Source organism: Streptomyces sp. AP-93, assembly GCF_022808175.1.
Classification (GTDB): domain Bacteria; phylum Actinomycetota; class Actinomycetes; order Streptomycetales; family Streptomycetaceae; genus Streptomyces.
In genome coordinates this window covers 232589-247921 of the sequence record NZ_JALGBX010000003.1, presented here as the reverse complement: position 1 = coordinate 247921, position 15333 = coordinate 232589, and the positions used below count along the sequence as shown (strand labels likewise).

General features: G+C 71.3%; 11 protein-coding genes and 2 pseudogenes. 10 read left to right on the top strand and 3 right to left on the bottom strand.

Going from position 1 to position 15333, the window contains the following annotated elements; all coding sequences use genetic code 11:
* Positions 1 to 296: 296 nt before the first annotated feature.
* The 10 genes and pseudogenes from MTF69_RS07025 to MTF69_RS06980 all read left to right on the top strand — a co-directional run.
* A pseudogene (locus tag MTF69_RS07025) lies at positions 297 to 524 on the top strand (hypothetical protein); the annotation flags it as partial.
* 142 nt (positions 525 to 666) lie between these two features.
* On the top strand, positions 667 to 1071 hold the full coding sequence (locus tag MTF69_RS07020; protein ID WP_243331659.1) for an SseB family protein: 405 nt from the start codon (positions 667 to 669) through the stop codon (positions 1069 to 1071).
* Entirely contained in the window at positions 1071 to 1634 is a 564-nt protein-coding gene (locus tag MTF69_RS07015) for a hypothetical protein (protein ID WP_243331657.1), read from the top strand. The genes MTF69_RS07020 and MTF69_RS07015 overlap by 1 nt, the downstream gene beginning before the upstream one ends.
* On the top strand, positions 1634 to 6307 hold the full coding sequence (locus MTF69_RS07010) for a putative T7SS-secreted protein (RefSeq protein ID WP_243331655.1): 4674 nt from the start codon (positions 1634 to 1636) through the stop codon (positions 6305 to 6307). Before MTF69_RS07015 ends, MTF69_RS07010 begins: the two co-directional genes overlap by 1 nt.
* Positions 6294 to 6788 (top strand): hypothetical protein, encoded by a 495-nt coding sequence (locus MTF69_RS07005; RefSeq protein WP_243331653.1) that lies wholly within the window; start codon positions 6294 to 6296, stop codon positions 6786 to 6788. The genes MTF69_RS07010 and MTF69_RS07005 overlap by 14 nt, the downstream gene beginning before the upstream one ends.
* 9 nt (positions 6789 to 6797) lie before the next feature.
* A complete protein-coding gene (locus tag MTF69_RS07000; RefSeq protein ID WP_243331652.1) occupies positions 6798 to 7199 on the top strand; it encodes an Imm50 family immunity protein in 402 nt (133 codons plus the stop codon).
* A 126-nt stretch (positions 7200 to 7325) separates the two neighbouring features.
* A pseudogene (locus MTF69_RS06995) lies at positions 7326 to 7546 on the top strand (thymidine kinase); the annotation flags it as partial.
* 311 nt (positions 7547 to 7857) lie between these two features.
* Positions 7858 to 8340 carry a hypothetical protein gene (locus MTF69_RS06990; RefSeq protein WP_243331649.1) on the top strand — a complete coding sequence of 161 codons (483 nt, stop codon included), beginning with the start codon at positions 7858 to 7860 and terminating at the stop codon, positions 8338 to 8340.
* A gap of 540 nt (positions 8341 to 8880) precedes the next feature.
* Entirely contained in the window at positions 8881 to 10050 is a 1170-nt protein-coding gene (locus tag MTF69_RS06985) for a sensor histidine kinase (protein WP_243331919.1), read from the top strand.
* Between the two features lie 237 nt (positions 10051 to 10287).
* Positions 10288 to 12273 carry an NAD(P)/FAD-dependent oxidoreductase gene (locus MTF69_RS06980; RefSeq protein ID WP_243331648.1) on the top strand — a complete coding sequence of 662 codons (1986 nt, stop codon included), beginning with the start codon at positions 10288 to 10290 and terminating at the stop codon, positions 12271 to 12273.
* A 61-nt stretch (positions 12274 to 12334) separates the two neighbouring features.
* Here the strand turns inward: MTF69_RS06980 and MTF69_RS06975 are convergent, their stop codons facing one another.
* From MTF69_RS06975 to MTF69_RS06965, 3 genes are all read right to left on the bottom strand, one after another.
* Positions 12335 to 14290 (bottom strand): NAD-binding lipoprotein, encoded by a 1956-nt coding sequence (locus MTF69_RS06975; protein WP_243331646.1) that lies wholly within the window; start codon positions 14288 to 14290, stop codon positions 12335 to 12337.
* A 133-nt stretch (positions 14291 to 14423) separates the two neighbouring features.
* Positions 14424 to 14777, bottom strand: coding sequence for a hypothetical protein (locus tag MTF69_RS06970; RefSeq protein ID WP_243331645.1), 354 nt, complete (start codon positions 14775 to 14777; stop codon positions 14424 to 14426).
* A 33-nt stretch (positions 14778 to 14810) separates the two neighbouring features.
* On the bottom strand, positions 14811 to 15254 hold the full coding sequence (locus MTF69_RS06965; RefSeq protein WP_243331644.1) for a hypothetical protein: 444 nt from the start codon (positions 15252 to 15254) through the stop codon (positions 14811 to 14813).
* Between the last annotated feature and the right edge of the window lie 79 nt (positions 15255 to 15333).

Sequence of the window (15333 nt, the reverse complement as noted above, 5' to 3'; positions counted from 1 at the left end):
TGCCCGCTGCCCGCTGCCCGCTGCCCGCTGCCCGCTGCCCGCTGCCCGCTGCCCGCTGCCCGCTGCCCGCTGCCCGCTGCCCGCAAATCATCAATTCTAGCTGAAAAGCCACTAAGGCGAACGTTGCTCCTGGCGGACGGGGCGAAATCATCAAGGGCCTCTGGCGGCATACCGTTGATCGTACCGGCGGCGCAACGCCAGGATCCGGCTTCGCTGTGGCGGGCCTGATCAGGTGCGCTGTGTATCCCGCGGCCGGCCCAACAGACCGGGGCGCGGCGCCAGGCGGCCACGCTGCCTTGGCGCGAGTTGGCGGATGGTCAAGAAAGAAGACACTGGCGCTCCAGATCGCCCACAACCGCGATGCGCGGGGCCTGCAGGGCGTGATCTTCACCCGTGACGACCGCGCGGGCGAGGGCAAGCTCTCGTCCCGCCTGGGCCTGGTGACGGAGGCGGTGGAGGCGCCGGAGGGCATGGACCCGTACGCGTACCTGGTGGCTCAGCTCTCGGCGGGCGGCAGGGCGGACTCCCGGTCGGGGGCCCTCTCCCCGGACGTCCTCCCGGTCAACCACGGCTGACAGGGCCCTCGCAGGGGGCCTGAGGGAACCGGTGGGGGGCCCGGTAGCGTGTTGTTCTAGGGCGCTGACCGGCGCTGGAGGGGAAACGGCCATGGAACTGACCGGAGAAATCGCGGCGATACGGGACGGGCTGGGAGATCCGGCACGCCTGCTCGGGGAGTTCCGGCGGGCTGCCCTGCTGGTTCCGCTGGCCGATGGTCCTGATGGTGGTCTGATGTCGGCGGTGTCGGGTGGTATCCGGTGGATCTACGCGTTCACGGACGAGGAGGCGCTGGCCCGGTTCGCCGAGGCGCGCGGGGAGTCCGGCCGGGAGTGGGAGTACCTCTCGGTGCTGGGCGCGCGGCTGGTTGATGCGGTGATTCCGATGGCGGACGGTCCCGCCGGTGTGGCCGTGAACGTCGCCGACGGGGACGGGTCGATGTTCTTCCCGCCGGTGGCGGGGATCGTTCCCGAGGGCAGCGCCGTGGACGTCGGTGACCGTGGGGAAGCGGCCTGATGGCGGGGAACGGGGATCTCGAGGTTTCGCCGGCGGCGGTCAAGAACATTCAGGACGGTCTGCGGGCCGCGATCGGGGAGCTGCGGGAGTCCGGGGACGCGGCCGGCGCTTCGATGGGTGCGGGGTTCGAGAACCTGGCGATGACGGGGATGGAGGCCGGGCACGCCGGGCTCGCCACCGACTTCGAGGACTTCTGCGAGCGCTGGGAGTGGGGTGTTCGGAGTCTGGTGCAGGACGCGAGCACCCTCGCCCAGTCGTTGGGGATCGCGGCGGGGACGGTGTGGGAGGAGGAGCAGTACCTCCACGGCACGTTCCGGGTGGTCGCGAACGCCGCGTACGGCAATCCGCACGCCAGTGAGGACGAGATCGAGAAGAAGCCGTGGGGTGAGATCTTCTCCGCGGACGTCTACAAGCCCGATTACAGCCGGGAGTCCTTCGAGAAGAGCCAGGAGCAGATGCGGCAGACCTGGTCCGACACGGGGGACACGGTCACCTCGACCGGGCGGATCGGTTCGCTGAAGGATCTGCTGGAGCAGGCCAAGCGTGATGGGGACGGTCACTGATGGGGTGGCGGGATTTCGTTCCGGACGGGGTCGAGGACTGGGCCGAGGACCGGGTCGAGGACGTCGGTGACGCGGTCGAGTGGGCGGGTGACAAGACGGCCGGTCTGGCGGAGGACGTCGGGCTGGACGGCGCGGGGGACTGGATCCGTGACAAGAGCCGCTCGGCCGCCAACCGGCTGGGCGCGGATGTCGCGGAGCTGGAGCTCGGTCAGACCGAGGACCCGAACAAGCTGGTCTACGGCAGTGTGTCGAAGATCCGCGCGCAGGTGTCGCACCTGAACGACTTCAAGGCGTCGTTCGACAAGGTCGGCAACGGCCTGAAGGGGATGGGCGAGCCGGACGGCCTGAAGGGCAAGACGGCGGATTCGTTCCGGGAGGCCGTGTCGAAGGAGCCGCCGCGCTGGTTCAAGGCGGCCGAGGCGTTCGGGAAGGCCGCGGACGCGATGGGCCGGTTCGCGGAGACCGTGGAGTGGGCGCAGGGGCAGGCCAAGGAGGCGTTGGAGGAGTACAACCGGGCGAAGAAGGTCTCCACCGAGGCACGCGGCGCGCACAACAAGCTGGTCGACACCTACAACAACGCGCTGAAGGCGAAGCAGGACCCGCTGCCGCCCCGCCCCTCGGAGAACTTCACCGACCCGGGGACGGCGATCGCCACGGCCGCGCAGGACAAGCTCGACAGCGCCCGCAAGCAGCGCAACGACGTTGCCGAGACGGTGCGTACGGCGGTGCGGGCGGCGCGGGACGCGGCTCCGCCGAAGCCTTCGTACGCGAAGCAGCTCGGCGACGGGATGGATTACCTGGATCTGGCGAAGACGCACCTGACGGGCGGTGTCATCAAGGGCACGGCCGGGATCGTGAACTTCGCGCGTGCGCTGAACCCGATGGATCCGTACAACCTGACGCATCCGGCCGAGTACGTGACGAACCTGAACTCGACGGCGGCGGGTCTGGTCACGCTGGCCAATGATCCGCTGGGTGCGGGCAAGAAGATGCTCGACGAGTTCATGAAGGACCCGTCCGAGGGCATCGGCAAGCTGATCCCGGAACTCGTCGGCTCCAAGGGGCTGGGGTCGTTGAAGAAGGTGGGCTCGGCCGCCTCGCACCTCGACGACCTCAAGGGCCCCGGCCGCACCGGCCTGGACAAGGACGGACCGAACCAGCGGGACAAGCCGGACTGCGACAAGCGGTGCGACGGGACCGACCCGGTCGACCTCGCCACCGGCCGGATGTTCCTGCCGCAGACGGACATCGTCCTGCCCGGCACCCTGCCCCTGGTCTTCACCCGACGTGCGGAGTCCGGTTATACGGCGGGCCGCTGGTTCGGCCCGTCCTGGTCCTCCACCACTGACGAGCACCTGGAGATCGACCCCGAGGGCGTCGTCCTGGTCACCGCGGACGGCCTGGTCGTCGCGTACCCGCACCCCGCTCCCGGTGTTCCGGTGTTCGCCACCAGTGGCCCCCGGTGGTCGCTGGACCGCACCCCGGAGGGCGGGTACAGCGTCACCGACCCGGCCGCGGGTCTCACCCGGCACTTCACCGCCCCCGTCGGCGCGGAGGCTGGCGGTGACGGTGACGGTAACGGGTACGGGTACGGACACGCCGTCATCGACGGCGTCGAGGACCGCAACGGCAACACGATCACCTTCGAGTACGACGCCGACGGCACCCCGCTGGGCATCGCCCACAGCGGCGGCTACCACCTGCGCTTCGAGACCTCCGGGGGCCGCGTCACCGGCCTCCACCTGACCGGCGGCCCGCGCGTCCTCGCGTACGGCTACACCGACGGGAACCTCACCGAGGTCGTCAACTCCTCGGGCCTGCCGCTGCGCCTCGCCTACGACGAGCGCGGCCGCATCACCTCGTGGACGGACACCAACGACCGCCGCTACTCGTACACGTACGACGACGAGGACCGCTGTGTCGCGCAGGGCGGGGCCGCGGGCCACCTCACGCTCAGCATCGCCTACGGCCGGCCGGACCCGTCGACGGGCATGCGCACCACTACGACCTCCACGCCCACCGGTGAGGTGCGCCGCTATCTGGTGGACGCCGCCTACCGGGTGGTGGAGTCGGTCGGCGCGCTCGGCGCCGTGACCCGCTCCTCGTACGATGCCCGCGGCCGCCTGGCCTCGCTCACGGACGCGCTCGGCCGCACGACCGTCTTCGGCCGCGATGCCCAGGGCCGTCTGGTCCACGTGGCCCGGCCGGACGGCAAGGAACTGAGCACTGAGTACGACGCCGCTGGACGACCGGTGCTCCAGATACGGGCAGACCGGACCACCTGGCGGTTCGCCTACGACGAGCGTGGGAATCCGGTCGCCCGCACCGGCCCCGTGGGTGGCACCACCCGCTACGCCTACGACGACACGGGCGCCCTGACCTCGTCCACCGACGCCCTCGGCGGCACCACCCGGCTCCGCTGCGACCGGGCGGGCCTCCCCGTCGAGATCACCGACCCGGTCGGTGCGGTTACCCGGTACGAACGGGACGCCTTCGGCCGGGCCATTCGCATCGTCGACGCCCTGGGACACACCACCGAGCTGCACTGGACACCGGAAGGACGGCTGGCCCGGCGGGTCGAAGCGGACGGCTCCGCCCAGGAGTGGACGTACGACGGCGAGGGAAACTGCCTCACCCACACGGACGCGGCCGGTGCCACTGTCCGCTACGAATACGGCGACTTCGACCTGGTGACGGCCCGCACCGGCCCCGACGGTGCCCGCCACACCTTCACCCACGACGCCGGACTGCGGCTCACCGAGGTGCTGGACCCCCGGGGACTGACCTGGCGCTACACCTACGACGCCGCGGGCATGCCGGAGTCGGAGACCGACTTCGACGGCCGCACCGTCCGTTACGTCCACGACGCGGGCGGCCGCCTGGTCACTCGGATCAACGCCGTGGGCCAGGCCGTCCGCCTGGAGTACGACGTCCTCGACAACCGGGTGCTGAAGGTGGCGGAGGGGGAGACCACTCACTACACGTACGATTTCTCGGACCGGCTGGCATCGGTGACCGGACCGGGCGGCACCCTGACGTACCTGCGCGACCGCGCCGGCCGCATCTGCCGGGAGACCTTCGACGACCGGACCTTGACGCGCTCGTACGACGAACTCAGCCGCGTCGTATCCCGCACCACCCCGTCCGGTGCGACCGCCGAGTGGACCTACGACGCCGCGGGCCACCGCACCGCACTGACCACCTCCGGTCACCGGCTCGTCTTCGAGCGGGACGCCCTCGGCCGGGAGACGGGCCGCCGCGTCGGCGACGCGCTCGCGCTGGACCTCGTGCGCGACGCGTTGGGACGCCTGGTGGAGCAGCGCGTCACCGGCGGCGAGGGCCGGCCGCCACGACGCCGGAACTACTCCTACCGCGCGGACGGCAGCCTGCTCGCGGTCACCGACGAGATCGGGGGCGACCGGAGCTACGAACTGGACCCGGCGGGACGGGTCACCGCCGTCACGGCCTCCGGCTGGAGCGAGCGGTACGCCTACGACGCGGCGGGCAACCAGACCGAGGCCTCCTGGCCCGCCACGCACCCGGGCGGATCCGAGGCCACCGGACCCCGTGCGTACGAGGGCACCCACCTCGTCGGGGCGGGCCGCACCTCCTACACGTACGACGCCATGGGCCGGGCCGTCCGGCGCAGCCGCACCCGGCTTTCGCGCAGACCGGACACCTGGCAGTACGCATGGGACGCCGAGGACCGGCTCACGGCCGTGACCACCCCGGACGGCACGCTGTGGCGGTACCGCTACGACCCCATGGGCCGGCGCAGCGCCAAACAGCGCATGGCGCCGGACGGGGTCACGGTGGCGGAGGAGGTCACCTTCGTCTGGGACGGCATGACGCTGTGCGAAGAGACCTCCACCAGGGCCCCTATGCCCGGTGTCGACGCGCCGCCGCCGTCGGTCACCCTGACCTGGGACCACCACGGACTCCAGCCGCTCGCGCAGACGGAACGGCTGGCGGCCGGCGACGGCGAGGTCGCCAGGCGGTTCTTCGCGATCGTCACCGACCTGATCGGCACCCCTCTGGAACTCGTCGACGAGAGCGGCGGGATCGCCTGGCGCACCCGTGCGACGGTGTGGGGGGCGACCACGTGGAACACCGACGCGCGCGGCTACACGCCGTTGCGCTTCCCCGGGCAGTACTTCGACCCGGAATCAGGGCTGCACTACAACTGCTTCCGGCACTACGACCCCGAGACCGCCCGTTACCTCTCCGGCGACCCCCTGGGCCTGGGCCCGGCGCCCAACCCCCGTACCTATGTGGCGAACCCGCTGACCTGGACGGACGCGCTGGGTCTCGCGCCCGAATGCCCCAAGGTCGGCCGGACCTTGGCGGAGACGAAGGAGCTGGCGCTGCGGAAGGCGGGCGTGCCCGAGGGGCTGGAGCCCTCGGACGTCTACCCGTGGACGAAGGCGACCACCCCCGAATGGCAGGGGGGCAAGCAGCTGATGGGGCCGGACGGCAAACCGATCTGGTACACCGAGGAGTGGTACGAGCTGCCCAATGGGGACATCGTCGTCTTCCAGGACCATTGGTTCGGCCACCAGAAGCCGGGTGAGCCCGGCTACCAGCCGCCGCACGTCCACGTACGGCCCGGAGAGGACACCCGGAACGGCCAGATCCCGGGCACGGAGGAGCATTACTACTATGACCTGGAATGATTTCGTCGTGAACGCGGAGGTCTTCGCCCCGTACTACGACGAGCTGCCCCCGCTGACGGCCGTCAGGATCCGGTCCGTCCACCTGGACGGCTGGGCGTCGGCCGTGACGCTCAGGCTCGACCTACCCCGTTTCCCGGACCGGTGGGAGGCGGGGCCCGGCGATACGATGCAGTGTCAGCTCCAGTTCTCACACGTCGAGGACTTCGTGATGGACGGGTGGCGGCCGCCGGTCACGGCGGACGTGGAGCTGGCCGCGCTCGTCGGGCCGCCGGAGCACCGGATCGCGGTGCGGGTGGCGGCGGCCGGAGTCGAGGTGGCGTTCACGGCGAACGCCTCCGTGGTCGCCGGGCGGCTGGGAGTCTTCACCCGAGGCGCGGAGGGCGGTGACGGCGGGCCGCGCCATTTCACGCGCCTGATCGAGCGCAGGCTCTACCCGGCGCTGCCGCCCACCCACGACAACACCTTCTACGAGCGGGTCTGAGAGTCAGAGATGAGCCTGAGCCTTCCCCCGTGGCCGCAACTCTCGGTGCTGTACGACGCGCCACCGGATCTCTCCTCCTGCCCGCTGTACTACGTGCACGTGGACGAGCGCGACACGTCGGTCACCCTCGGCTTCGAGAGCTCGCGGCTGCCCGATCACCCCGAGCCGGACTGGCAGGAGGGGACGTACAACACCCTGCGCTTCTTCGTCGTGTTCAGCGGCGTGGACGAACTGCGGATGACGGGCATCGCCGCGGAGCACCCGGATCTCCACGACCGCACGGTGCGCCTCACCGAGACGGTGACGGGTCGCCAGCGGGTGTCGGTGACCAGCGCGACCCGCTCGATCTCCTTCACCGCCGAGGCCTCCCGGCTCGACCGGATCCGCGTCTACTTGCAGGGATCGCCATGACCCGGACCCCTTAGACGAACGTCCTGCCGAAAAATGTTGGTTGGCCAGGCAAAAGGACACTGGCGCTCCAGATCGCCCACAACCGCGACGCGCGGGGCCTGCAGGGCGTGATCTTCACCCGTGCAGCTCCAGGTGGAGGCCCTGTGCTGGTGCGGGGCCCGCGCCACGCACAACGCCCGTAGGTGGGTGGGGAGATGGTGATCGAGGGCGAGCAGGTCGTGGTCGGCGACGTGAACCGCCCGGCGGAGGAGATCGGCTACGAGGTCCTGTGCCGCCGCCACCACCGCAAGCGCATGACCTCCGCCGCGGCCCACGCGGGCGCCCTCTCCCCGGACGTCCTCCCGGTCCACCACGGGCGTGTGGGCCGATCCGCTCGGTCTCAAACCCTGCAAGGTCAGGGCCTGGACGAGGTGAGGATCAGCATCAACAAGGAGGGTGAGCTGGTGGGCGAGCCGATCCGGTTGAAGTCGACGGGCTGGGCCTCGGACAAGAGCGTCAGGACGGCGGTCGAGGCAGTGGAGAACGACCCCAAACTGCGGGCCGACCTGCAGGCCAAGGCGAAGTCCGCCCAGCAGCACATGGAGGACCACAACTGGGGCAACACGCAGAACCGGAAGGAGGAAATGCAAGCCCTCATCGACAAACCGGAGAACTGGCCGTGACCGGACCCGAGTTCATCGCAGCATTCCTGGCCGCCGGCAGTCTGCGTGGGTTGCGGCCCGGATCGGCCGTGGCGGACGCCGATCTCGCGCTACCGGTGGACTTCATCGAGGAGGAGGGCGCAGGCGGCTCGCTCCGGCGGGACTACGGGCTGGTCGAGCTGTACTTCTCGGGCGAGCCCGACCCGGTTCTGACGGGCGGCTCGCTGGAGCTGCACCGGCTGCCCGGCGATCCGGCCCTCGCGGCCGAGTGGAGCTCGGCGACGGGTGTGGATGTCGCGCCGTACACGGCATGGTCGGAGGTGGAGGGTGCCCTCGCCGCCGCCGGTCTGGCCGCGGTGGCCTTGGAGTGCACGACACAGGGTGACTACCTGGAATGCCGAAACCCGGACACCAAAGTGTCCGTACTCGTCGTCGACGGTGAGGATGAGCGGGACGACTGGCCGGGCCACGGGGACCTCTGGAGCGTCAGCCTAGGGTGAAGGGCCGTGCCGACGGTGGAGCTATGCCGTGGCGGACATCGCACTGCGTGCGCTGCCGGAACACCGGCCGGCGGTGCAGGTGCGGCGCCCGGCATCGTTGCGGAGGCAGAGCGTCGCGTCCGGATCGGCAGGGGCGCGTCGGACTGCCGTGACGTGGCGGTGGCCGGCGGCAGGCGGGAGGTCTTCTCCGCCGCCCCCTCCCGGGTCACGCACATCCGAGTCGAGCTCCAGGGCAGCCGGTAGAGCGTCCCGATGCGCGCGGAGCCGTACAGGCTCCGCGGGGGCGCTGCGGGCCGGGGAAGCCCTGGCGGTGCGGGAACGGAGGTGACCGGACACGCGGTCATCCGATCGGTTTACCCCGGCGTCCGTCCCACTCGGTGACAATGTGACTGTTTGTCCCTTTTGGTGGGACCTCTTTGTCAGGAGGCGTACGTGCGGCCCGACCCCAGCGGCCCCTCCGGCCCGCCGAGTCCCGCCGTGGGGGCGGACGAAACGGCCGTGTCCGGCAGTGGTCCGGACGACCGTCGGCTGGCCCTGGTCATGCGCGTCACCTTCTTCGTGCTCATCGGCACGTCGATGGTCCGCTTCGTCCAGCGGCACACCGAGGAAGCCCGCGCCCCTTGGGTGATCGCCCTCGCCGTCGTGCTCGCCGTCCTCTACCTGCTCGGCCCCTCCATGCCGGTCAAGGCGACGCACCCGCCTCAAGGCCGCGCGCCGTGGCCTCCGGCCCCCCGGCTGGCCTGGCTGGGCATGGTCGTCACCGTGTGGGCCGTCCTCGTCCTTCTCGCGCCCAGCTTCGCGTGGGTCGCCGTTCCACTCTTCTACTCCGTGCTGCGCACCCTGCCGCCGGTCGCCGCGTACGTCCTCGTCACCTTCCTCACGCTCCTCGTGATCTTCGCGCAGCTGACGCTGGCCCCCCGCTTCAACCTCGACCTGGTGATCGGACCGGCCGCCGTCGCCGCGCTCACCACTGCCGTCTTCCTCCACATGCAGCGTCAAGCGGCCCGCCAGCACGCCCTCATCGACGACCTCGTCCGCACCCGCCGCGAGCTCGCCGCCACCGAGCGCCGCGAAGGCACCCTCGCCGAACGCCAGCGGCTGTCCATGGAGATCCACGACACGCTCGCCCAGGGCCTGTCCAGCCAGCAGATGCTGCTCCAGGCCGCTGACCGGACGTGGGACAGCGACCCCGCCAAGGCCCGCAGCCATGTCCGCGCCGCCGCGTCCATCGCCGAGCTCAACCTCGCGGAGGCCCGCCGTTTCGTGCACGACCTCGCACCCGCCGACCTCGCCCACGGCGGCGATCTCGACGCCGCACTGCACGCCCTCGCGGCACGGGAGTCCGGCGCCGGACTCGCGGTGCGTGTCCACATCGATGCGGGCGGCCGGATCGCCCCGCTGCCCGAGCGCGTGCAGTCCGCACTGCTGCGCATCGCCCAGGGCGCGCTGGCCAACGTGCGGGAACACTCCGGCGCCACCGCCGCCGCGCTCACCCTCACCCGGCTCGACGACCAAGTCGTCCTCGATGTCGCGGACAACGGACGGGGATTCGACCCCGCTTCCCTCCCCGAAGCCCCGTCCGGCCTGCGCGGACACGGCGTTCCGGCGATGCGGGCCCGGATACGACAGCTCGGCGGGACCCTGACCATCGAGTCGGCGCCCGGAGAGGGCTCCGTGCTGACCGCCGCCGTACCCGTCTCCGCGCCCTGACAGCCCCGCGCCCTGACAGCTCCGCGCCCTGACAGCACCGGGCGCGGCCGGCCGCCCCGCGCCGGGACCGGCCATCCCCGCACGTCCTCGCGGTCGGCCACGCCTGCCGGTGCAAGGCCGCCCGTACGAAACCCAGTTCGTCAGCACGGGACGGCGCGCGACGCACGTCCGGGTGGTCCTTGACCGCGCGGGCGCATTCTGGCCGCCCGGGCCCGGGCGGGCGGCAAGAGTTGGGCCATGATCATGGATCCCGATGCCAACTCCGAAACCCCCGAAGCTTCCGGAGCCTCCGGCGAGCCCGCGCCGGCGAGCCCGCGCCGGCCCTCCCGCCGCACCGTCATCGCCGGCGCGGCCGCCGTCGCGGCGGCCGGCGGGCTGACGGTGGCCGTCACCTCCGCCGAGACCTCGCAGGCCGTCCCCGGCGCCGCGGTCGCCGACTGGGGCACCTGCCTGACGATCGCCCGGGCCATCCTCGTACGGGACGACCAGGACCAGCCGCTCGTACCGCGCTACGCCGACATCCTGCTGAAGAGCGGCCTGCCCCGCTCGCGCCGCCCCGGCAAGAAGGTGCTGATCATCGGCGCCGGGCCGGCCGGCCTCACCGCCGCGCACCTCCTGCGCGAGGCCGGCCACCAGGTCACCGTCATCGAGGCCAACGCCAACCGGGTGGGCGGCCGGATCAAGACCTTCCGCACCGGCGGCCACGAGAAGGCGGCCCAGCCCTTCGCCGACCCGAAGCAGTACGCCGAGGCCGGCGCGATGCGCATCCCCGACAGCCACCCGCTGGTCACCGGACTGATGGACGGCCTCGGCCTCAAGCGCAGGCGCTTCCACCTGGTCGACGTCGACGCGGCCGGCCGCCCCGCCTACCGGACGTGGATCCACGTCAACGGCATCCGCGTCCGCCGCGCCGACTACGCGCGCGCCCCGCAGGCGCTCAATCGTTCCTTCGGAGTGCCGCAGGCGTACGAGTCCGTGCCCGCCTCGCAGATCGTCCGCGACGCCTTCGCCCCCGTGCGGGGGGAGATCGAGGGCAAGAAGGACAAGGACCTCGTCGAGGGCTGGGCACGCGTCATCCAGCGCTACGGCCACATGTCCATGTACCGCTTCCTGACGGAGGAGGCCAAGCTCGACGAGCGGACCATCGACCTGATCGGAACCGTCGAGAACCTCACCTCCCGCCTGCACCTCGCCTTCGTGCACAGCTTCATCGGCGCCTCGCTGATCAGCCCCGACACCGCCTTCTACGAACTGCCCGACGGCAGCGCCACCCTGGCCGACGCGATGTACGCGCGCGTCAAGGACCTCGTACGCCTCGACCGCCGGGCGACCCGCATCAGCCACAGCGGCGGCAACGGCGCAGGCGACGGCAAGGTCACGGTCGAGACGGTGTCCGAGGGCCGCGGCGGCAGCCCCGTGCGGCGCGAGACCTTCACCGCCGACACCGCCATCATCACCGTCCCCTTCTCGGGGCTGCGCCACATCCCCGTCACCCCGGCGCTCTCGTACGGCAAGCGGCGCGCGGTCACCGAGCTGCACTACGACGCCGCCACCAAGGTGCTGCTCGAATTCAGCCGCCGCTGGTGGGAGTTCGACGAGGCCGACTGGAAGCGCGAGCTGGAGGCCGTACAGCCCGGCTTGTACCGCAAGTACCAGACCGGGCAGAGCCCGGCGAACGGAACCCTGCTGGGCGCCCACTCCTCCGTACCCGAGGGCCACATCTCCGCGGGCCAGCGCTCCCACTACGCGGCCAGCCGTGTGGTCACCCGCGATCAGCCCGAGGCCGCCCACGTCATCGGCGGCGGCTCGGTGACCGACAACCCCAACCGCTTCATGTTCCAGCCCTCCTACCCCGTCGAGGGCAGCGCCGGCGGTGTCATCCTCGCCTCCTACAGCTGGGCGGACGACGCCCTGAAATGGGACTCCCTGGACGACGAGGAGCGCTACCCGCGCGCCCTCGCCGGAGTGCAGGAGGTCTTCGGGCAGCGCGTCGAGGTGTTCTACACCGGCGTCGGCCGCACCCAGTCCTGGATGCGCGACCCGTACGCGTACGGTGAGGCGTCCGTACTGCTCCCCGGCCAGCACACCGAGCTCTTCCCCCATGTCCGCAAGGCCGAGGGCAACCTGCACTTCGCCGGATGCCACACCTCCATCAAGCCCGCGTGGATCGAGGGCGCTCTGGAATCGGCGGTGCGGACCGCCCTGGAAGTCCACACGGCGTAGCGGCGGCCCCGACGGCGGCTCGGCCGGCAGCCGGCAGCCGGCAGCCGTCGGCTGCCGGCCGTCAGCTCTCGGCGAGCACGATCAGCCAGTCCTCCTCGCCGAAACGGACGCGCCGGCGCTTGTCGGGGTTGATCCGCACCCCGTAGTCGGGGCCCGTGGTGCTCCGCGCCCGCAGCCGGTAGCCCACCGCGCATTCCCCGCGCCTCCGCGCCGCCTCGACGGCGGTGGCGAAGGAGACCTCATGACCGGCCCGTACGTAGTCCGTGGCCGGCTTGAGGTGGAACTCGTGGCCCTCCGCGTCGAACAGCTCCTCGAAGACCGCGGCGAGGTACGGGCTTTCGGAGATCTGGGTCATCAGCAGGCTGATCAGCCTGCCGCTCACGATGAAGTCGGCGCCGTCCTGCGCCGGTGCGAGGAGCCGGTTGCCGTCGTCGGACATCTCGGTGGTGAGCGCGATGTTCCGCCGCGCGGTGTCCCCGATGGCCCGCAGGTGCAGCAGGGTGACCAGAGTCCTGTCGTCCGCCCGCGCCTGCGGATCCGTCACCGGGGCGAGGGAGGCCAGTGGTGCGTCCGGGGCCTCGGGCTCCGTCTCGCCGATCACGATCACGCCGTCGTACGAGGGCACGTCCAGCTTGGCCAGCGTGAGCGGGTCGGTGATGTCGCCGTCGTGGAAGGAGACTTCGAGGCGGGACCGCGCGGCCGTGACGCCCCGGGCGCCGCCCGTGGCCGCCTGCACGCCGAGCGCCACGACGTCCAGGGTGGTTCCCGGGCCCACGTACTGGTCGAGCTGCTCGATGACGAGCGGTGCGCGGCGGTTCCAGCCGAGCAGGAGGAGGCGTTCGGCCCGGGCGGTCAGGGGTGCGGCCGTCACGATCGCGTCGTCCTCGACATGGGCGGCCGCGTCCGCCCGTACGGCCGTGTCGTCGTCCCGCGAGATGACGATGATCCGGTCGGCCGGGCCGATCGTCGCCCCCGGGTCCGGATTGAGGGTGACCCTCCCGCCGTCGTGCAGCAGGCCGACCGCCGAGGACGTGTCGAACGACAGCAGCGCCTCGCCGAACGTACGCCCCACGAGGTCCCCGGGGGTCACCGGGTAGAACTCGTCGCCGTCGAAGTCCAGCAACTCCGAGTAGACCAGCGAGAGACCGGGCTGCCGGGCCGTCGAGACGAGGAGCCGGGCGACGATGTCGTCCACGCACAGGACGTGTCCCGCGGGCCCGGCGGCCAGCCTGGCCGTCAGGTGGTTGCGGGAGTCACGAACGGCGGCGACCACCACCGCCTCTGTCTGCGGCTCGGCCTCCGCCTCCCCGGAGCCGTGAACGGCCGCGTCGAGGGCGAGCAGTGCCTTCACCACGTGGGCGTCACCGGTGTCCCCGGTGGGAGGCAGCACCAGCACCGCCCTCGCCGTGCGCGGACTGACCCGGCACAGCTCGGCCGGGTCGGTGGTGCTCCCGTTGCGACAGATGATCCGCGTCCTGCCGGTGTCGCCGACGCGGGTGGAGATCTCCTCCTCCATCCACACCTTGTCCTGCGGGGCGAGCACGGCGATCGCGGAGCGGCGCTGGTTCGCGTTGGCGGCCACGAGTTCCCCGATCACGGGGAACACCTGGTCCGACCACCCCAGTACGACGGTGTGCCGGGTCTCCACCACGGTGGAGTGACCCCGGCGCAGCGACATGATGCGCCGGTTGATGCCCGTGGTGATCAGACTGACCAGGGTCGACACGAAGAGCAGCGCCACGAGCGCGAGCGACACGGAGGCCAGCACGTACAGCGGGGAGCCGACCGCACCCCCGATCTTCAGGGTCTGGCCGACGCTGACCCACATGGCGGTGAGCCGGCCGGAGAGCGTGGCCGGGGCGGCCCGGTCGGACCAGACCAGGACCGCGCTGGCCGGAACGACGACGGCGAGGCAGGCCAGGGCGAGCCAGCCGATGAGCGTGGTCGTTCCGCCCGAGAGCAGATGGTCGAAGCGGTACCGGAGACGGAGCCGCAGTGACGTCGTGTGCTGCGCCACACAAGCTCCTGTACATGGGTCGACGTACCGATCGGAGCGGCTGCACGCCGCCAGGAGCCACCGTAGGCAGAGGTTCGCTCCCGTCCCACTGAACCCCACCGACCTCACTCAGAGGTGTGAACGCACCGCGGTTCTAGCTTTCCCCGTCGAGGGATCCGCCGAGCGGTGTGTACTCGGAGCCCGACAAGAGGCGGTCGGCGGTGAGCCGGCCCCGGTGGTGGGCGAACTCGGCGTAGACGGACGCGGCGTGGGTGTCGCGGGCCGGGTCCCCGGGCAGCAGCTTGCGGAAGACGCCCTTGACTCCGTCCGGGTACCACGCGCCGGCCTCGGTGAGGCGGGACTGTTCCTCCTGCCAGGCCCCGGCACTCCGCTCGGCCACGAGCAGGTGGTCCATCAGGAACCAGACGGCGGTGTTGAGGCCGCCGTAGGCTGCCGGGCGGCCTCCTTCCCGTCCGGTACGCCGGTTCGCCGGTTCGCCGGCGGGCACGCGGATCGGGAAGGAGGCCGCCCGGTGCGTCGTTCAGGCGGCGGCGGAGCGGTTCTTGGCCGTGTCCGTGCACAGGGCCCAGATGATGAACACACCGATGGCGATCGAGATGAGGGCCCAGAGCGGCGTGTAGGGCAGCCACAGGAAGTTGAGGATGATGTCCAGCGCGACGATCACCACGCCCGTGACCTTGGCCCAGGGCGCGCCCTTGAGGATGCCGGCACCCACGACCGCGAGCACGATGCCCAGGACGAGGTGGATCCAGCCCCAGGCCGTGACGTCGAACTTGAAGGTGTAGTCGCCCACGCTCGCGTAGACGTCGTCGTCCGCGATGCCGACGATTCCCTTCAGGATGCCGAGGACGCCTTCCACGAGCATCAGCACACCGGCGAACACGGTGCCGCTCGCCGCCCACGGGTTCTCGTCGGCGGTGTACCTGCTGTTGGGGGCCCTGCTGGGGGGCGTTGCCTGTGCCACGAGAGGCTCCTTCGTCGGGCGGGACGCCGAGGGTCCTGCGTTGCGCCCAGCGTCCGTGGCGGGGGCGTACGGGGACATT

Bases quoted from the DNA above. Each gene is read 5' to 3' on its own strand.
- MTF69_RS07020 (WP_243331659.1), top strand. From the start codon at position 667: ATGGAACTGACCGGAGAAATCGCGGCGATACGGGACGGGCTGGGAGAT.
- MTF69_RS07015 (WP_243331657.1), top strand. From the start codon at position 1,071: ATGGCGGGGAACGGGGATCTCGAGGTTTCGCCGGCGGCGGTCAAGAAC.
- MTF69_RS07010 (WP_243331655.1), top strand. From the start codon at position 1,634: ATGGGGTGGCGGGATTTCGTTCCGGACGGGGTCGAGGACTGGGCCGAG.
- MTF69_RS07005 (WP_243331653.1), top strand. From the start codon at position 6,294: ATGACCTGGAATGATTTCGTCGTGAACGCGGAGGTCTTCGCCCCGTAC.
- MTF69_RS07000 (WP_243331652.1), top strand. From the start codon at position 6,798: ATGAGCCTGAGCCTTCCCCCGTGGCCGCAACTCTCGGTGCTGTACGAC.
- MTF69_RS06985 (WP_243331919.1), top strand. From the start codon at position 8,881: ATGCGCGTCACCTTCTTCGTGCTCATCGGCACGTCGATGGTCCGCTTC.
- MTF69_RS06980 (WP_243331648.1), top strand. From the start codon at position 10,288: ATGATCATGGATCCCGATGCCAACTCCGAAACCCCCGAAGCTTCCGGA.